Source organism: Rubrivirga halophila (genome assembly GCF_046845755.1).
Classification (GTDB): Bacteria; Bacteroidota; Rhodothermia; order Rhodothermales; family Rubricoccaceae; genus Rubrivirga.
In genome coordinates this window covers 675,058-692,856 of record NZ_CP177357.1, presented here as the reverse complement: position 1 = coordinate 692,856, position 17,799 = coordinate 675,058, and the positions used below count along the sequence as shown (strand labels likewise).

The window sequence follows — 17,799 nt, the reverse complement described above, 5'->3', positions numbered from 1 at the left end:
GGAGCGCCGCACCGCGGGGGCACCGACACCGCGCCGTCGCGACGGTAGGTTGCACGCTCCTCCCCTACTCCAGCCTGTGCTTCGACTCTTCCCCCTGCTGGCGCTCGTCCTCGCGTCGGTGGCCAGCGCCCAGACCGAAGGCGTCCTCCAGACCGAGAGCGCGCTCGAGCGGTTCGTGCTCCGCCAGCACGCGCTGGGCCGCCTCCCCGACTTCGACGCCGGCGCCCGGCCCCTCAACACGCGCCACGCGCTGGCGCTCCTCGACTCCGCTGCGCTCGCGCCCGACCTGTCGGCCGTCGACCGGGACCTGATCGATGCTTACCTCGGCCGGTCGACCGCCGGCGTGCTCGGCAACCGCGCCGCCGCATCGACGCCGCTGTACGCGAACGAGCGATCGTTCCTCAGCGCGTTGGGCGACGGGTACGGCCTCGAACTGTCCCCCCTCATCGACCTCACCGGGGGCCCGGCGCTGATCAACCGGCCGGCCACGGGGACCGAGCGCGGGACCGCCTGGACGTTCTCCCGCGGCGTCCGGGCCGCCGGGCACGCCGGCCACTTTTTCGCCGAGACGCGCCTGACCGAGAACCAGGCGCTCGTCCCGCTCGGCACCCGCACCTTCGCCACCGCCCCCCGGCTCGCGAACGTCGTCACGACGGGCACCGACGACCCGACCTACGACTACGTCCGCTCGACGGGCCTGGTGGGGTACCGCGACCGGTTCGTCGAGCTCCGCGCCGGGCGCGACCGGAACCGCCTGGGGTTCGCGCGGGGGAGCCTGCTCCTGAGCGACTACGCCGCCGAGTACGACCACGCCCAGGTCCGGCTCGACGTCGGCCCGGTCTCGGCGCAGGCGGTCTACGCGCGGTTTCTCGACCCGCGCGAGCGCGGGGTGTCCGACGCCGCCGGCGTCGTCGAGCTGCGCTACGGCGTGTTCCACCGCCTGGCCATCCGGGCGGGCCTCGGGCTCGAGGTCGAGGTGTTCGAGTCCGTCCTGTTCGGCGACCGCGATGACGACAACCGGAACGGGTTCGAGCCGGCGTATCTCGTCCCCTTTGCCCTGTACCGCGCCGTCGAGCGCGACCTCGGGAGCCCCGACAACGTGCTCCTGGGCATGGGCGCCGCGTGGACGCTCGGCGGCGGGTACCGCGTCTACGGGCAAGGCATCATCGACGAGCTGGTGGCCGCGAATTTTTTCGAGGACGCCTGGACCAACAAGTGGGGGCTCGTGCTCGGCGCCCAGCTCGCGGACCCCGTCGTGCCCGGGCTCGGCCGGATCGCGAATACGGACCTCCGGGTCGAGTACGCCCGGATCCGGCCCTACACCTACTCCCACCGCGACTCGCTGACCTCGGCCGTCCACTACGGCGACACGATCGGCCACCCGGCCGGCCCAAACGCGTCCGACCTCTCGCTCCGCGTCGTCCACCGGCCCGGCCGCGACGTCGAGCTCTCGGCCGACCTCGTGCGCACGGTCCGCGGCCGCAACACCGACACCCTGAACTACGGGTCCGACCCGGCGCGCCCCAACGTCGACCGCGTGCCCGAGCCCAACCCGACGCTGCAGGGCGTCCGCCAGCGCGTCTTCGCGGGGAGCCTCGGGGCCGCCGTCCGCCTCCTGCCCGACGCCACCGCCGGCCTCGCGCTCCAGTTTCACGTCGTGGAGGACGAGCTGGAGGGGCGCTCCGGCGTCGTCGCGCCCCAGGTCTACCTACGGTGGGCGCTCACGCCTCTTGGTGTGCGCTAGCGACTCTGGCTCGGCGTCGCTCGCGGAGTCCCCCCTCCTCGGATGAGGAGGGGGACAACCGGCAGGTCGGCGAAGCCAGGGGGTGGTCACATCGCTGGCGCGAGCCGTCCGCCGCCGCGATCCAGCCCCCCCGCCTGCCGGCCGCCCCCCTCATCAGAGGGGGCTTGCTCTGTTGAGAAGCTCTCGGTCAACGTCATCCCGAGCGTGCGAGGGATCTCAACGCGAGGCTCGATGCCTGCGGAACCGCCTGTCGCAGGCTCGGGCGATGGCGCCGAGATCCTTGGCTACGCCGACGCTTCGCGTTCGCTTCGCTCAGGATGACTGCGTGGGGAGCCTCTCAACAGAGCAAGGGGGGCTCTTTCGTGTATGGCGCCTTGTTCGTCATCAGCCCCGGATTCGCTCGCGGAGTCGCCTCCCTGGCTGGGGTCTCGGATCCCACTTTCGGGGAGGGTGATGGGGGGTGGTCGAATGGCAGGCGCCAGTTCGCCTGCTCGCGCCAGCGGGTCTGGCTGGCGCCCGCCAGACTTTTTTCCCGGTGCCTCCCGGCCGGGATACGGTGTACTCCCAGGCCGGGGCGGGTCGGCGAGGAGGCTCGGCCCTCCTAGGAGGGCCCCACTCCCGGCCGAGAGTGGGACAGCCGAAGGCCGGCGCCAGCCAACGCGCAGCGTCGGCGAAGCCAAGGTGAGGGCGGCGTTCGGGCGAGACGCTCTGCCGATCGCCCTCCCCCGCCCCCTCCCGTCCGGGAGGGGAGGCTTAAAACAGCCCCTCCGATCTCAACGCCCGGTCTCGCTCCAGGAGCACGGTGTGTACATACCGTCGTCCTTCAGGGCGAGGACCACGAAGCGGCCAGGGAGTGCCCCTCGGCGCTTGCAAGGGTGGAGCGCCCTCTACCCAGCCCCGCGCCCGACGGGAGGCCTAGCCTCGTCGAAAATCGGTCGCTGTCAGCCCGGCTGGCGCGCGAGCCCCCCGCGCCGACCGCTGCGGACGCCCCGCGCGAGCGCGATCACAACGAGCCCAATTGCGATGCCGACCACGTTGTACCCGGCGTCGGCGACCTCGGGCGTCCGCACGACCGACGGCAGCATCTGAACCACCTCCGTCCCCACGGCGACGCCCAGCGCCAGCGCCGTGAGCATGGCCAGCGGCAGGCGGGGCCGCGCCCACGCCCACAGTACCACGGCCCCCGCGCTCAGCGCGAGGTGCGCCACCACCTCGACCTCCAGCCCGATCCACGCCTGCGTGTCGAGGGGCGGCAGGCTCGCGAGGGGCACCAGCAGCGTCGCGAGCCCGAGGCCGGTGATGACGGCCGCTACCCCCACGCGCCAGTCGAGCCGCGCGCCCAGCGGCAGGGTGCCACCGGTTGTCTTAGGCATGGCGAGCGGCCGGGACGTGGCCCTCGTCCGCACAGGCGGCCACGACGGCGCACACGCGGGCGATGTCCGCCTCGGTCATCGCTGAGCCTGACGGCAGGCACAGCCCGTGCTCGAACAGGTCGGCCCCGACGGCCCCGCCGACCACCTCAACCCCGGCGTAGACCGGCTGGAGGTGCATAGGCTTCCAGACCGGCCGGGCCTCGATATCGGCCGCCTCCATCGCCAGCCGGACGTCCTCGCGCGTCGCACCAAACGCACGGGGGTCGATGGTGAGGCACGTCAGCCACCGCGAGGCGCGGCCCCACTCCGCCTCTGGCATGAACGCGATGCCGGGGAGGCCGCCCAGCGCGGTCTGATAGGCGGCGAACACGGCGCGGCGCGCGGCCACCCGGTCGTCGAGCACGCGGAGCTGGCCCCGGCCGACGCCCGCCAGCAGGTTGCTCATCCGATAGTTAAACCCGATCTCGGCGTGCTCGTAGTGCGGGGCGTTCTCGCGCGCCTGCGTCGCCATCTTCTTGACGTGCGCCGCCGTCTCGGCCCGGTCGGTCACCAGCATCCCCCCGCCCGACGTCGTGATGATCTTGTTGCCGTTGAACGAGAAGATGCCCGCGCGGCCGTCGACGCCCGGCGAGCGCCCACGGTAGCTGGCGCCGAGCGCTTCGGCCGCGTCCTCGATGAGCGTCACGCCGTACTGCTCGCACAGCGCGGTGAGCGCGTCGAGGTCGGCGGTCTGGCCGTAGAGGTGGACGGCAACGAGCGCCTTGATCTGTCGCCCGCTCGCGGCGCGATCCCGAAAAAGGTCCTCGACGAGCGACGGGTCCAGATTCCACGAGCGCCGCTCGCTGTCCACGAAGACCGGCGTGGCGCCCTCGTAGAGGATCGGGTTGACGCTGGCGCAGAACGTCAGGTCGGAGACGGCGACCTCGTCGCCGGGCCCGATGCCGAGGTCGCGCAAGGCAAGGTGGAGCGCGGCCGTTCCGGACGACAGGGCCACGGCGTGCCCGGCCCCGACGTAGGCAGCGAACTCGGCCTCAAAGGCGTCGACGTGGGGGCCGACTGGGGCCACCCAGTTGGTCGCGAACGCCTCGGTGACGAGCGCCAGTTCGTCAGGGCCGATGTGGGGGGGCGAAAGAAAGAGGCGAGCCATGAACGACGGAAAAGGAGGGGCCGTCTGGGAGCGAGAGACGGACGGAGGAACGCCTGACCGGCCGAAAGGTCTCGGACCACGCCCGCGAGCGCTGTGGACCCGTCAAGCTCGAGCCGCGCGTAGGAGCGCCGTGAGGATTCGCCGCTGATCCTCGACGGTGAGCCCCGGCCCGATCGGCAGGCTGAGCACCTCGCCCGCCAGCCGCTCCGCGACCGGCATCGCGGGGAAGCCCGCCTCGGCGTAGACCGGCAGGCGGTGGACCGGCACCGGGTAGTACACCATCGTCTGGATGCCGGCCTCGGCGAGCGCATCCGCGAGGGCGTCCCGGCGCCCGTCGAGCACGCGGACCGTGTACTGGTGGATCACGTGCCCGTCGGTCACCTCCGGCGCCACGATCCCGGGCACGTCCGCCAGCGCCTCGGTGTAGCGGACGGCGGCCGCGCGGCGCGCCGCGTTGGCCGCGTCGACGTGCGGGAGCTTGACCCGGAGGAGCGCCGCCTGGAGCGCGTCGAGCCGGGAGTTGTAGCCCAGCATTTCGTTGTGGTACTTGCGCGCGCCGCCGTGCGCGCGGAGCTTGCGGGCGGTCTCCGCGAGCGCGTCGTCGTCGGTCGCCAGCAGGCCCGCGTCGCCGAAGGCCCCGAGGTTCTTGGAGGGGAAGAACGAGTACGTCCCAACGTCCCCCATCGTCCCGGTCATCCGGCCATAGAGTCGCCGACGGTAGGCCTCGTCGCAGTGGGCGCCCCGGCAGTCGGGGCAGTCGCCCTGGTACCGGGCGCCGAACGACTGGGCGCAGTCCTCGATCACCCGGAGCCCGTGGCGCTCGGCGATCGCCAGGATCTGCGCCATCGCCGCGGGCTGGCCGTAGAGGTGGACCGGCAGGATCGCCCGCGTTCGCTCTGTGATCGCGGCCTCGAGGAACGCCGGGTCGAGGTTGAACGTCCGCTCGTCGACGTCGACGAACACGGGCGTGGCGCCGATGAGCGAGATCGCCTCGGCCGTCGCGAAAAACGTGAACGGCGTCGTGATCACCTCGTCGCCCGGCCCGATCCCGAGCGCGCGCAGGGCGACCACGAGCGCGTCCGTGCCCGAGTTGAGGCCGATGGCGTGCGTGGCGCCCAGGTAGGCGGCCGCCTCGGCCTCGAAGGCCTGCACCTCCGGCCCGCCGATAAAGCGGCCCGAGCGCAGGACGCGCTGGAACGCCTCGTTGAGGGCGTCCCAGTGCTGCTCGATCTCGGGCTGCAGGTCGAGGATGGGGAGGGTCGTCTCCGTCACCGGCGCTTGAGGCTGTCGTAGGAACGGGCCCCCACGCGGTGCGCGTCGGGGAGCGGCGCGTCCTCGTCGAGGTCGAGGCAGCGGAGCGTGTCGCCGTCCTGCCGGTAGCGGAAGCCGGACTCCGGGCAGGTCCCCTCCCCGCTCGCGTCGAGGCGCAGGCGGTGGCCGTGGCGGCTCATCCAACCCTGCTCGCGGGCCGGGTTGCCGACGACGAGGGCGTAGTCGGGCACGTCCCGGGTCACCACGCTGCCCGCCGCCACGAAGCAGTACCGGCCGAGCGTGACGCCGCACACGATGGTCGCGTTCGCGCCGACCGTCGCGCCCCGACGGAACCGCGTGGTCTCGTAGAGCCCCTTCCGGACCACCTGGCTGCGCGGGTTGGTCACGTTCGTGAGCACGCAGCTCGGCCCCAGAAACACGTCGTCCTCGATCACGGCCCCGGTGTAGATCGAGACGTTGTTCTGGATCTTGACGTTGTCGCCAACCACGACGTCGGTCCCCACGTAGACGTTCTGGCCCAACGAGCAGCCGCGCCCGATCCGAGCGCCGGGCTGGACGTGGCTAAAATGCCAGATCGCCGTGCCCTCCCCGATCTCGGCCGGGGCGTCGACGTAGGCGCTCTCGTGGATGCGCACGCCCGGGAGGCTGGTGACGCGCTCGCTCACTGGGCCAGGGCCTCGACCGTGCGCGACGCGCCCTGTACGAACGGGTGCGCGCCGCCCGACGGGATGCGCGGCGTCGCGTGGCGGATCGAGTGGACGAGCTCGATGGCGGGCCGGGCGTCCGAGATACCGAAGCCGTCGCCGTCCAGCGTCCGCTCGTAGACCCGGGTGTGGAGGTCGCGGAAGCCACCTGAGAACTCGATCTCCTCGCCGTCGACGGTGATGGATCGGTATGTGGGCTGCTCGCCGCGGACCCCGTCGGGAAGGTCGGCGCCGTCGAGCGAGAGGAACCACTCGACGTCCGCCTTGGGCAACGTCAGGCGGCCCGCCCCCCGCTCGGGCTCGTGGACGTGCACCTCGTGCTCGTCGACCGAGCCGAACAGCCACTGCAGCAGGTCGAAAAAGTGGACACCGATGTTCGTCGGCACCCCGCCGGACTTGTGGGGGTCGCCCTTCCACGAGTAGCGATACCACGTGCCCCGGCGGGTCACGTACGTGAGCCGGACCTGGTGCCGCCGCTCGGGCTCCGCGTCGATCCGGGCCTTGAGGGCCACGAGCGCCGGGTGCACGCGGAGCTGGAGAATCGTCCAGACGCGCCGCCCGTGCTCGGTTTCCAGCTCTGCGAGCTGGTCGAGATTCCAGGGGTTCAGCACGAGCGGTTTCTCACAGAGGGCGTCGGCCCCGACGCGGAGGGCGAGGCGGACGTGCGCGTCGTGGAGGTGGTTTGGCGAGCACACCGAGACGATGTCCACGCGCTCGCTCGCCGGGCCCCGGCGGAGCATCTCGAGGTGGCGGTCGAACCGCTCGTACTCGGTAAAAAAGGCGGCCTCCGGGAAGTACGCGTCCACGATGCCGACCGAGTCGTGGACGTCCATCGCCGCCACGAGCCGGTGGCCCGTGTCCCGGATGGCCTGGAGGTGGCGCGGCGCGATGTACCCGGCCAGGCCGGTGAGGGCGAAGTTCTTCATCGGAGCAAGATCGGCCAGGCCCGGGGGCCTGCAGCGAGCCCGGCCTCGGACCCGTCGCCAGCATACCACCGTCGGCTCGCCCTCCGGCAGCGGCCAGTCCTCGCCGTGGGGGTGGAGGGTTGGAAGGGCCTACGCGGACCGGTGCGGACGGGCGGGGACGCCGATCGCGACGACGTGGTCGGGGAGATCGCGGACGACCACGCCACCCGCGCCGACGGTCGTCCAGGCACCCACGCGAACGCCGGGGGCACACGCCGCGCCGACACCGACGAAGGCACCCGCCCCGAGCGTGACCGCTCCGGAGAGATGCGCGCCCGGAGCGACGTGGACGAAGTCGCCGAGCACGCCGTCGTGGTCGACCGATGAGGCCGTGTTGAGAATGGCGTGCGCGCCCACGACCGTGTCCGGCTGCACGATGGCGCCCGCGAACACGACCGCGCCGGGGCCGAGCACGACGCTGGCATGGACGACGGCCGACGGGTGCACGACGGTCGCCCACTCGACGCCCGGATGCGCCTGCGCCAGCCGCTGCCGAGCGGCGTTGCTGCCGACGGCAAGGACGGCCGGGCCGTCCCACTCCGCCAGCAGCGCCGTCGGCCCCACGACCGGGACGCCGAGCACCTCGAAGCCGGGCGCGAGGCCGTCGTCGTAGACTCCGGCGACGGCCTGGCCCGACGCCTCCAGCGTGGCGATGACCACCTTGGCGTGCCCTCCCCCACCGACGACGACCACGCTCATGCCGAGCCTCCCTCAGGATGGGTGCCCATGAACTCCGTCATCGTGGCCTGGCCGTCGGCGGCGATGCCCTCACGGACGAGCACCTTCTTGAGCGTGAGCGCCAGGATCTTGAGGTCGAGCGCGAGCGAGGCGTGGTCCACGTACCACGTGTCGAGGGCGAACTTCTCGTCCCACGACAGGGCGTTGCGGCCGTTGATCTGGGCCCACCCGGTGATGCCCGGGCGCACGTCATGGCGCCGCGCCTGCTCCGGCGTATAGCGATCGAGGTAGCGCACCAGCAGGGGCCGGGGGCCGACCAAGCTCATCTCGCCCCTGAGCACGTTCCACAACTCGGGGAGTTCGTCGAGGCTAGAGCTGCGGAGGAACCGGCCGAACGGCGTGAGGCGGTCGGCGTCCGGGAGAAGCCGGCCGTCCGGCCCGCGGGCGTCCGTCATGGTCCGGAACTTGACCATCTCGAACGGCTCGCCGTGGAGACCGGGGCGCACCTGCCGGAAGCGGATGGGCGACCCGAGCCGGGTCCGCACGAGCAGGGCCACAACGGCCAGGACCGGGCTCAGCACCAGCAGCCCCATCCCCGCCAGCGCTACGTCGAGCGCCCGCTTGCCACCGCCGGTATAGAGAGTGGGTCGCATCAGGCGGTGGGGAGCCCGGCAGCGTGGAGGAGCCGGTCGACCTCGTCGAAGAGGGCCGCCCAGACGCGCTCATTTGTAAAGTGCGCCTCGACCCGGCGACGGCCCGCCGCCCCGTGCCGCCGGGCGAGGCCGGGGTCGTCGAGGTAACGTCCCAGCGCCGCCGCGAGCGCGTCGGCGTCCCCGACGGGCACCAGCGCCCCGGTCTCCCCGTGCACGACGGCGTCGACGGTCCCGGTCGCACTCGCGCCGACCACGGGGAGCCCGGCGGCCGCGGCTTCGAGCGGCACGTTCGGAAACCCCTCGCGGTGGGACGGGAACGCCAGCACGTCCATCAGCGCGTAGGCCGGCGCGGCGTCCGGGAGGAAGCCGGCGCGGACGATGCGGGGGTCGGCCTCGATGCGCGCACGCACGGCGTCGCCGACGGAGTCGCCGTCTTCGTAGTCGCCCACCAGCAGAAGGCGGGCGTCGGGGCGGGCCTCCCCCACCCGCTCGAAGGCCTCGACCAGCTCCGCGATGCCCTTGTCCCGGGTAAAGCGGCCGACAAAGCCGACAACGGGGGTGCCGTCAGGCAAGCCGATCCGCTTTCGGAGGCCCGCGACGGCCGTGACGTCGGGGCTCGCAAAGCGCTCCACGTCGACACCGTTCGAAGCCCCCTCTGCTAGGACGGTCACCTTCTCGGCAGAAGCCAACCCGAGCTCCACGACGCGCTCGGCGAGGCTGTGACTGACGGCGACGACGCGGTGGGCCGACGCCGCAGCGAGCCGCTCTGTCGCAGAGAGGAGGGCTCGCGTACGACCGGTCGTCGTGTCCAGCCGCAAGCCACGGAGAGTGTAGATGCGGACCGGTACGCCCACGAGGCGAGCGGCGATCATCCCCAGGAGTCCCGCCTTCGGCGTCCCGGCGTTGACAACGTCGGGTCGCCACCGGCGCATCCCCTCCGCCAGCTTCACGACCGCGCGGAGGTCCGCGATCGGAGCGATCTCCCGTACCATCGCAATGGGGAAGATGGTGACCGGATCCCGCACTGCGACGGCGTCGAGGTCCGCGCCGGGCGCGCTGGCCACGGCGACCTCGAAGCCGTGGGCCGCCGCCGCTGCCAACTGGCCCTGGAGGAGATGCCGGGCCGTCATGGGGTGGGTCACGACGTAGAGGAGTCGCGGACGCTGCTCGGTCTCCTTCATTGCACAGCCGAAAGGCCCGCGCGCGGGTACCCTGGGGCGCTCGGCTTCCTCCACGTGGTCGCGCGCGCCGCCGCGGGGCTCGGCCCCGCAAACGCCAGGAACAGGAACGGGAGGATGTGAACCCGCTGCCGTGCGACGATGCCCATGTTCGTGAGCGACAGGCCAAGGGCCACGGAATACAAGGCCACGAACGCAATCCCGAACCAGAACAGCCGCGTTTTCCGGTGGAGGCGGATGAAGGCGGCGATCTGACGGCGGCGCGCCCACGCCAAAATCCACACGGACAGAATTTCGATGGCCGAGATCAGCACGGTGGACCCGTTGGCCTCCCAGACGAACGGCCGAAACAACACATTGACAGGAGCCATCCAGGGGGAGACCGTATCCATCCCCAGCGCACTTCCGCCTTTGTTGACAGCGGCCGACTTGGACGCAAAATAAACCTCAACCTCGTCTGTGCTGAACAGGCTGAACCCGAGCTGGCCGCTAGCGAGGTAGACCGCACCGACCCCAGCACCGATCAGCAAAGCGCTTTGGACGAGCCGCTTCAAGTCCCACGTACCGCCTGCCCCCCCCCACTGCCCTGCGGCTAGGCACACCACGAGCACGGCCGCAACCTGCGGGCGGATGCCGAACACCAGACCCGTACCCAAGATCATCATCAGCCAGCGCGGGTGTCCCGCCCGGCCTACGAAACCAAGTGTCGCGAGCCCTACGCCGCAGAGCACGATGGCGTCCTTCCCCAACGCGGCCGGCCAGAACCAGAGCGAGGGGAACAGCACGATCCAGACCAGATAACTCTCCAGGGGGATGGTGGGGTACGTACGGTGAAACGCGAGGGCTAGCGAGACGATGCCGACGTAGCTCACCATGGAGAACGCCATGAACCCTCCGACCGTCGTGGGACCGACGAGAGCGAACAGAAGGCCGACGATGTGGCTTACGAAAGACACGCCCCACCAGCGCCCTCCTACCCATGAGTTCAGGTCCCACACGCGCGCGACGCCTCCAGCGCCCTGCGAGGTCGACAACTCGCCACCCTGGCCTATATACAGGAGGTAGTCCCCTCCTCCGTACAAGTTGCCAATCAGGTAGAGATACGCGAGCCCACCGACCAGCCGCAGCAACAGGCCGACCAGCAGGAGGCGTTTCACCTGGTGCGAGTATGCCGACCGCCCGATATGCAAGGCCCACAGTAGCGCGACGACCCCGACAAGCCCGACCCCCAAGATCTGTTCCATCTCAGCCCTCATTGAAAGGAATCGGGGAGCGGCAGGCCCCAGCAACCGAGGGTCCCCCCACGCTCCGATCCGATGTCTGCTTTCCGCGGTGGCGCGCTCCCATCGTGCCAATGATGGAAGGGGTGGCGCGGCGTCGCACCAGAGCGCGGGCCCCCTGCTCTAGCAGCCGGAGCAGGGAGGGGGCCGCTCCCTCCAAGCGACGGCCCCAGTTTCCCCACATGCGTGCCCCCCTCCCCGCCCCGGCTGAGTTGACGATCAGAAAGAAGATGACAAGACCGAGAGCACGTCCCATTCGGAAGGAAGGCGAGGCCGCTCATGGTACGTGCGTCTCCGTCGCTCCTCACCGTCCGGTTCCGATCTTGCACTCTCTTAATCCGGCCCCACGTGCCCTCCCCCCGCCGGGGCCAGACTGCGCGAGCATGGCATCTCACCTCGCCGCGACGCGGCGGAACAGGTCGCAGTAGGTCGGCAGCACGCTGTCGATGGAGTAGTGCGACACCGCTCGAGACCGAGCCCGAAGCCCCATCCCGACCAAGTCGTCCCCCTCGATCCGCTCGAAGGAGTCCAGCCAGTCATCGGTCGTCGGGACGAGGTAGCCGACCTCCCCATCAGCCACGACCTCGCGGTTGGCCCCGACCGCCGAGCCCAGGACAGGGACTCCAACAGCCATGTACTGGATCAGTTTGAAAGCGCACTTGCCCCGATTCCAAGCCGTGTCCGTGAGGGGCATGATGCCGACCGTGAACGACCGCAGCAGATCCAACTCCCGCTCCGCCGACCACGGGATCTCTTCCACCTGAGGGTGCCCCGCAAGAGGTGCGAACGGCCGGTTGGACACGATCCGAAAGCGAGCCTCTGGCCGGGAGGCGAGAAAGGCCTCGACGGCCGGAACGACACCCGCGAGCACGGGGAAATTGCCGGACGTTCCCATCCAGCCGAGCCGAAACGGACCCGCGGAGACCGTGCCGGCCGGCGTGTACCGGTCGGTGTCGATCACCGTCGGGATGATGGTCGTCTTGTGGGGGACGCCCGCCCGCTCAGCCAGGGTCTCGTTGCCGACCACCACGTGGGCCGCCGCAGCGACAGCGGCGTCGAACGCCCCCGATGCCCAGCGGTTGGGCTGCCCGGTGCTGCCGAGGTAGACCGCGTCGTCGATGTCGAGGATGAGCGACCGGTTGAGCGCCGCCGAGAGGCGCTCGGGAAGCGCCGTGTAGCGGAGCGCCGTCGAATGAGCGTAGACCACATCGTAGCGCCCGGCCGTCACCGCGTACGCCGACCGACGAAGGCGGCTGGCAAGCTTGTAGGCAGGGGCGTAGCGCCGGGCGGAATGGACGTTGTAGTCGTCGCCGTAGGCGGTCCGGAGCGTCGGATGGACGCCGAGTCGGCGGAAGTGCGGGAAGAACTGCTGCACTCGGAAGCGCGACCCCGGGGTCTGGGTGCCCATCGCCAGAAAGAGCACGTTGAGGTCGAGTGGGGCCGGATCGGGGCGGGGGGCGATGGGCAAAGCGTTGAGGAGAGGAGTCGGCGGGCAAGATGGGTCGGGCGGGCAGTAGCTGGCGCCACCGCTGCGCGTCTTCACCGGGCGGCTAGACGTCCGCGCCGGGCGCCTCAACCTCGAAGGCGCGAATCACCGATCGGAACTTGCCGTTGGCCCCACGGGGCAGCGCCTCCACCAAGTCGTAGTCGAGCGTCACCGGCTGCCCGAGCGCGGCGGTGAACTTGGCCGCGATCTGAGGCCGGAGCGCGTCGAGATCGAACGCCGGGCCCGGGACCAGCCGCAGCGTAAAGGCATCCGGCGCCGTCTGGACCACCTGCGAGCCCAGGATGGACTCGAACGTCTTCAGGGTCCGGTGGTTGAGGAGCCCGATCCACCGGCCGTCGGGCGCCAGCGCGAGGTCCTCCCGGCGGCCGTCGACCCCGGCGACGGTCGGGTGCCGGCAGCCACACGCGCACGGCGCCAGCGGGTCGTCGTCCAGGACCACGTAGTCGCCCGAACGGTACCGCACCTGGGGCATCATCATCTGGGTAAAGCTGGTCGTCACCAGTTCGGCGCGCTCGCCAGGCCCGGCGGGCGTCCCGTCGGAGCGGTGGAACTCGAAGACGCCCGACTCCGGCCGGAGGTGGTAGCGCCCCTCGACACACTCCTGGATCAGCGGCACGCCCTCGCTGGCCGAGTAGTAATCCAGGACGGGCACCCCGAAGGCGTCGCTGATCTCCGCGCGGGCGTCCGGGTCGAGCGCCTCGGCGGTCGTGATGACGGCGCGGAGCGAGGGCAGCCGCCGACCCAGCGCGGCCGCGCCCCGGGCGAGCATCCGCACCGACGACGGGTAGCCGTCGACAAACTGCGGCGCGTACCGCTCCAGCCGATCCATGATCGCCGGAAGATGAACCGGGCCGAGGTGGTAGGTCGAGAGCAAGAGTTGCCGCTCGGCCGGGTTGACCATCCAGAAGGGCGGGCGCTGGCGCGTCGGGTCGACGAGATGGTGGCCGGAGAGGCGGACGGAGCGCCCCCGAGCGTCGCCGCCGGCCCACTCGCGCTGGCGGTCCACGAAGGCAACGCGCTGCTGGACGGACGCGCGGTCGTAGAGGACCACCATCGGGCTGCCCGTCGTGCCGCTCGTCTTGGACACGAAGACCGACCGGCGCTCGCGGTTGACGAACGACGGCTGCTCCAACTTGTAGGTCGCCTTGTCGAGCAGCGGCAGGCCCGACAGGTCGAGCGTCCGCACGGCATGCGCGACGGCCTCGGGATCGAGCCCGGCATAGCGGTCGGTCGTGCGTACGGCCTCAGCCAGCACCGCGCCGAGGCGGGCGCGCTGCCACGCGGCCATCGTGTCGGGCGCCCAGCCTTCGGACTCGCGCAGCATGACGAGCGTGCGGCGGTACTCGGAGCCGTAGCGGAGCCGGGCGAAGTGCGCCCCCCGGGCTGCCGTCGCAGCGCGCTTGAAGGCCAGGGGCAGTCGGCCGTAGAGCTTGACGAGGTCCATGTCGCGAGGGTTGAACATGCGGTGACGGGTGGAGACACCCCGTCCGGGGAAGATGGCGGCGAAGCCGACGGGGGGCTTGCGGCAGTTCCAAACGACTCCAACACCCCCTCGTGCTGCGCGGGATCCCCCTCAGGGGGGGCAATCCGACTGCAAAAAGCCGTCGCCTACCGTCCCCGGAGAGGAAAAAGATGGACGCGGAGTCGGGGTGCGCGCCGCGTCTTTCGTTTTTTGCCCGACCGATCCCCGAGGCACAAGCCCCCCGTCGCACCCTCAGGATGCGTAGCGGAGCGCGGCGGCGTACTGCTCGGCCGACTTCGCGAGGGTGAACCGCTCGACGCCGGCTCGCCGACATGCATCCCGGTAGTGCTCCCGGTTGGGGATCACGTCCTCGAGCACCCAGGACAGGATGCGGTCGTACTCGTCGGTCAGGCCGGCCGCCGTGTCGTCGAGAACCGTCCCGACCCCGGCCCCCGCCAGCGGCCCGCTCCCCTCCGTCACTGCGACGGTCGCCGCGACGGGCGTTCCACACAGGAGATACTCCCCCACCTTGACCAGGCTCCGCGCGCGCGTCGCGCGGCGGTCGGCGAGGAACCCGAGCCCCAGGTCGGCCGCGGCGACGTGGGCGGCCACCTCGTCGAGCCCGACGGTCGTGATGTGGAGCCGGCCGGAGTAGGTGTCCTCCCCGACCGCGTCGCGGAGGACGTCGCTCTGGGGCGTGAGCGCAATCACGTGGAGGTCCGGCTGCTGGCGCAGCGCGTAGCGGGCGAAGCCGGAGACCAGATCCGGGCGATAATTCCCGCCCATCGACCCCACATAGATCAGCAGTGGCGCGTCGTCGCCGATCCCATACTCCGCCCGCAGGGCCGCGCGGCGCTCGGGCGTCCCGGGCGTGTAGACCGACGGGTCACGGCCGTTGGTGACCACGAACAGGCGCTCGGGCGAGACGCCCGCCCGGTGCGCGAGGTCCTCCCGCGCCCACTCCGTCCGTGTCACCACGGCGGCAGAGGCTCGGACGGCCCGTTCCCCGACGGCGCGCACCAGCTTGAACTGCCAGCCGCCGTGGCGCATTCGCCCGACGCCGACGCGCTCCTCCTCCGCCAGCCCGTCGGCGTCGTAGACCATCCGGGTGCCGGGGAGGAACGGGCGGGCCGCCAGACACATCGTGGCCGGGATGACGCTGCGCGGCATCAGCACGTCGATCTGGTGCTCACGCGCGTAGCGGGCCACCTCGCGGACGCCGTTGGCGATGGTCGCGGCCGTGGCCGGGTAGACAGGTCGCCGCCACGCCTCGACGGCCCGGTACCTGATCTGCATCGCGCGGGCGGTCTCGGCGACCTTGTGCGTTCTCTCTGGCGTGTCCCATGTGAACTGGAGGACGTGAAACTCGTGACCCTCTTCAAGTTGGAGGCGGTTGTAGATCGGCAGGAACAGCCCCGTCATGTAGTCGGTGCCGGGACCGTCCCAGGAGACGAAGAGGATGCGCATGAGTCAGGTCCGAACGGAGGAGAGACGGCGGGCGATGTACCGGGCCGCGGAGGGGGCCATGGCCGCTAGAGCCGCGAATCCCTGTGCCTTGAGCTTGAAGGAGGACACGGGCGCGCGTCGGGCCGCGTGGCGGGCAGCCGTACGCGCGCCCACGTAGTCGCCTTCGAGGGCGAGCAGCATGGCCGCCCCCGAGAGCGCCTGCGCCGAGAGGTAGCGCCAGAGGTACGGGTCCAGCCGGTCTCGGTAGGTGTCGAGCGACTGGACGGCCCGGCGGATCTGGGCGGCGTAAGTCCGGCGACTGGTCGTGCTGATCCGGCCCCGGTCGTGTTCCACGACGATGTAGCCCAGCACATCGACGCACGCGACAGCGCGGCATACTGAGAGCGCGCGGACGTTGTACTCCCAGTCCTGGTACCGCGGCAGGCCCGGCGTCCATGGCCCCACCGCGGCGCAGACGTGGCGGCGGTAGAGCCCATGCACCACTTGCATAGGCGCGGCCACGCGGCCGTCTCCACGGAACACCTCGGCGGCGGCGCCCGGACCGGCGAGCCCTGCCGACGGCATCTCAGGGGTCGGCTGATGCGTGGAATGCGACCAGACGTAATCCAGGGCCGGGTCGGTACGGAGCGCCTCGACCTGCGCGGGCAGCTTGGCCGGGGTCAGCAGGTCGTCGGAGTCGAGGAACTGGATGAACTCCCCCTGTGAGGCCTGGAGGCCTGCGTTTCGGGCCGTCGGGGCCCCACCGTTGGCCTGGCGGATCACCTGGACGTCAAACGAGGGCGAGGTCACGTCCACGGCCCACGCCTCGACGCGGTCGGCGCCGTCGTCCGTCGAACCGTCGTCGACGACGATCAGTTCGACCGGGCGATACGGCTGGCGCCGGACCGACTCGACCGCCGACCGGATCAAGTCCGCCCGGTTGTAGAGCGGCACGATGACGCTCACGAGTCCGGGGACGGAAGGCGAGGGCATCCACGAGGGCCGCGCGCGCGGGGCCGGTGCCCCCCCCTGCAGGGGGCCGCCCTCGGCGATGAGCTCTCGGTAGAGGCCGGCGACATCCTGTGCGTACCGCTCGGCCGAGAACAGTGCGTCGGCGCGGGCGCGCCCGGCCTCGCCGAGCGGCCGTCGGCGTGCCGGGGCGTGGGCGAGAGCGCGCAGCGCACCGGCCAGCGCGGCCGCGACGCGACGGTAGCGTGCCGGGTCGAGCAAGCTCCGAACCGGCCCCGTCTCGACGATCTCGGCGCCCGCCGCCCGGATGTCGTCTGCGATGGGCCCCTTGGCCTCGGTGCAGATCACCAGCTGGCGGAACTCGTCGGACGGGAGGTGCCGCGCGAGGTGGAGCCGCCGCTGCTCGACGCCGCCCGAGTACAGCTCCTCCAGGCAGTGCGCCACGCGGATCGGTCGACGGGTCACAGCGTCGGGAGCACGTCGCGGCCGTAGATCGTCACGCCGAAGTGGTCGAGGACAGCCATCATCCGGTCCTGATCGGCCGGATCGAGGTGGCGCTGCCACTTGGCGAGCTGGGCCTGCGGCCCTTGCTGGAAGGTGGCCGTCTTGGTCGTCGCGCTCGCCCGGTGGACCTGCTCGGCGGCGGCGGCAGGGACGGGCAGGTCCCAGGCGTCGAAGACGCGCGCGATCTCGGGCTCGGGGTCCATCACCAGCCGCTCGTAGTGGACCGTCGTCCAGTCGGTCCCGGCGCGGGGATGGCCGAGCGCCACGCCGTTCGTGAGCGCCCAGGTGGCCGTGAGCGCCTCGGCCTGCGTGGTCAGCGTCGCGAGATAGTCGGCGTGGGCATCCCAGAGCGCCGTGTGGGGGCCGACGGGCTGCTCGAAGCCGGTGAACGGCGCGTCCCAGGCGCCGTAGGCCAGCTGCGACGCCACGACGGCAAACGGGTGGCGGACCAGGTGGACGGGCCGGTAGCGGAACGCGAACCGCCGGGTCAGCCAGGGCAAGAGCGCCGTCGCGCGGCAGAACTTGACCACCATCCGCTCGGCGCGGAGCCACTCGACGGGCGTCGTCGCGCGCAACGTCCAGCCGTTGAGCACACGGCCCGCGAACACGTCGCCGAAGAACTGTTCCGCACTGGGCCAGTCGTCCGCCTCGTCGACATGCTGGCGCCAGCCGAAGCCCAGGGCCGCGGCGCGGGGCACGGCGGCGATGTCAAGCGGCTCCCACAGCGTCGCCGTCCCCGGCACGCACCCGATCACCTCGCCCAGCCAGGTGCTCCCGCCCCGGGGGTCGCTGCACAGGATCAGGTTCTCCAGCGGGTCGAACTGGCGAACAAGGGGTAGCGCGCGGCCTGCGGCGTCGAATACACCCTTGGCGAGTCGCCGACGGACGCGGATGGGAAGGGGGAGCGAGGACATCTC

15 protein-coding genes are annotated in these 17,799 nt (G+C 71.4%); 1 reads left to right on the top strand and 14 read right to left on the bottom strand.

The annotated features are described in order from the left end of the window. The first annotated feature begins 76 nt into the window (after positions 1-76). Positions 77-1,744: a hypothetical protein gene (locus tag ACLIRP_RS02875; RefSeq protein WP_412062452.1), complete on the top strand. Its 1,668-nt coding sequence runs from the start codon at positions 77-79 to the stop codon at positions 1,742-1,744. 941 nt (positions 1,745-2,685) lie between these two features. Here ACLIRP_RS02875 and ACLIRP_RS02870 read toward each other — a convergent pair. The 14 genes from ACLIRP_RS02870 to ACLIRP_RS02805 form a co-directional block, all read right to left on the bottom strand. After that, the gene (locus ACLIRP_RS02870) at positions 2,686-3,117 is read right to left on the bottom strand and encodes a hypothetical protein (protein WP_412062451.1); all 432 of its coding nucleotides are present in this window, start codon (positions 3,115-3,117) and stop codon (positions 2,686-2,688) included. Continuing rightward, positions 3,110-4,264 carry a DegT/DnrJ/EryC1/StrS family aminotransferase gene (locus tag ACLIRP_RS02865; protein ID WP_412062450.1) on the bottom strand — a complete coding sequence of 385 codons (1,155 nt, stop codon included), beginning with the start codon at positions 4,262-4,264 and terminating at the stop codon, positions 3,110-3,112. Before ACLIRP_RS02865 ends, ACLIRP_RS02870 begins: the two co-directional genes overlap by 8 nt. 102 nt (positions 4,265-4,366) lie before the next feature. After that, the gene (locus ACLIRP_RS02860; protein WP_412062449.1) at positions 4,367-5,536 is read right to left on the bottom strand and encodes a DegT/DnrJ/EryC1/StrS family aminotransferase; all 1,170 of its coding nucleotides are present in this window, start codon (positions 5,534-5,536) and stop codon (positions 4,367-4,369) included. Continuing rightward, a complete protein-coding gene (locus ACLIRP_RS02855) occupies positions 5,533-6,201 on the bottom strand; it encodes an acyltransferase (protein WP_412062448.1) in 669 nt (222 codons plus the stop codon). The genes ACLIRP_RS02860 and ACLIRP_RS02855 overlap by 4 nt, the downstream gene beginning before the upstream one ends. Then, a complete protein-coding gene (locus ACLIRP_RS02850; protein ID WP_412062447.1) occupies positions 6,198-7,166 on the bottom strand; it encodes a Gfo/Idh/MocA family oxidoreductase in 969 nt (322 codons plus the stop codon). The genes ACLIRP_RS02855 and ACLIRP_RS02850 overlap by 4 nt, the downstream gene beginning before the upstream one ends. A 129-nt stretch (positions 7,167-7,295) precedes the next feature. Then, a complete protein-coding gene (locus ACLIRP_RS02845; protein WP_412062446.1) occupies positions 7,296-7,904 on the bottom strand; it encodes an acetyltransferase in 609 nt (202 codons plus the stop codon). After that, positions 7,901-8,536 carry a sugar transferase gene (locus ACLIRP_RS02840; protein WP_412062445.1) on the bottom strand — a complete coding sequence of 212 codons (636 nt, stop codon included), beginning with the start codon at positions 8,534-8,536 and terminating at the stop codon, positions 7,901-7,903. The genes ACLIRP_RS02845 and ACLIRP_RS02840 overlap by 4 nt, the downstream gene beginning before the upstream one ends. After that, the gene (locus tag ACLIRP_RS02835) at positions 8,536-9,666 is read right to left on the bottom strand and encodes a glycosyltransferase (RefSeq protein WP_412062444.1); all 1,131 of its coding nucleotides are present in this window, start codon (positions 9,664-9,666) and stop codon (positions 8,536-8,538) included. Before ACLIRP_RS02835 ends, ACLIRP_RS02840 begins: the two co-directional genes overlap by 1 nt. Positions 9,667-9,713: 47 nt before the next feature. Beyond that, positions 9,714-10,871: a hypothetical protein gene (locus ACLIRP_RS02830; protein ID WP_412062443.1), complete on the bottom strand. Its 1,158-nt coding sequence runs from the start codon at positions 10,869-10,871 to the stop codon at positions 9,714-9,716. Positions 10,872-11,385: 514 nt separating this feature from the next. Further along, positions 11,386-12,462, bottom strand: a complete 1,077-nt coding sequence (locus tag ACLIRP_RS02825; protein ID WP_412062442.1) for a glycosyltransferase — start codon at positions 12,460-12,462, stop codon at positions 11,386-11,388. An 82-nt stretch (positions 12,463-12,544) separates the two neighbouring features. After that, positions 12,545-13,963: a phenylacetate--CoA ligase family protein gene (locus ACLIRP_RS02820; protein ID WP_412062441.1), complete on the bottom strand. Its 1,419-nt coding sequence runs from the start codon at positions 13,961-13,963 to the stop codon at positions 12,545-12,547. 252 nt (positions 13,964-14,215) lie between these two features. Continuing rightward, positions 14,216-15,430, bottom strand: coding sequence for a glycosyltransferase (locus ACLIRP_RS02815; protein WP_412062440.1), 1,215 nt, complete (start codon positions 15,428-15,430; stop codon positions 14,216-14,218). Positions 15,431-15,433: 3 nt separating this feature from the next. After that, positions 15,434-16,843, bottom strand: coding sequence for a glycosyltransferase (locus tag ACLIRP_RS02810; protein ID WP_412062439.1), 1,410 nt, complete (start codon positions 16,841-16,843; stop codon positions 15,434-15,436). After that, the gene (locus tag ACLIRP_RS02805; RefSeq protein WP_412062438.1) at positions 16,840-17,796 is read right to left on the bottom strand and encodes a sulfotransferase; all 957 of its coding nucleotides are present in this window, start codon (positions 17,794-17,796) and stop codon (positions 16,840-16,842) included. The genes ACLIRP_RS02810 and ACLIRP_RS02805 overlap by 4 nt, the downstream gene beginning before the upstream one ends. Positions 17,797-17,799 lie beyond the last annotated feature (3 nt).

Bases quoted from the DNA above. Each gene is read 5' to 3' on its own strand.
- ACLIRP_RS02820 (WP_412062441.1), bottom strand. From the start codon at position 13,963: ATGTTCAACCCTCGCGACATGGACCTCGTCAAGCTCTACGGCCGACTG.
- ACLIRP_RS02815 (WP_412062440.1), bottom strand. From the start codon at position 15,430: ATGCGCATCCTCTTCGTCTCCTGGGACGGTCCCGGCACCGACTACATG.
- ACLIRP_RS02805 (WP_412062438.1), bottom strand. From the start codon at position 17,796: ATGTCCTCGCTCCCCCTTCCCATCCGCGTCCGTCGGCGACTCGCCAAG.
- ACLIRP_RS02870 (WP_412062451.1), bottom strand. From the start codon at position 3,117: ATGCCTAAGACAACCGGTGGCACCCTGCCGCTGGGCGCGCGGCTCGAC.
- ACLIRP_RS02835 (WP_412062444.1), bottom strand. From the start codon at position 9,666: ATGACGGCCCGGCATCTCCTCCAGGGCCAGTTGGCAGCGGCGGCGGCC.
- ACLIRP_RS02845 (WP_412062446.1), bottom strand. From the start codon at position 7,904: ATGAGCGTGGTCGTCGTCGGTGGGGGAGGGCACGCCAAGGTGGTCATC.
- ACLIRP_RS02840 (WP_412062445.1), bottom strand. From the start codon at position 8,536: ATGCGACCCACTCTCTATACCGGCGGTGGCAAGCGGGCGCTCGACGTA.
- ACLIRP_RS02850 (WP_412062447.1), bottom strand. From the start codon at position 7,166: ATGAAGAACTTCGCCCTCACCGGCCTGGCCGGGTACATCGCGCCGCGC.
- ACLIRP_RS02865 (WP_412062450.1), bottom strand. From the start codon at position 4,264: ATGGCTCGCCTCTTTCTTTCGCCCCCCCACATCGGCCCTGACGAACTG.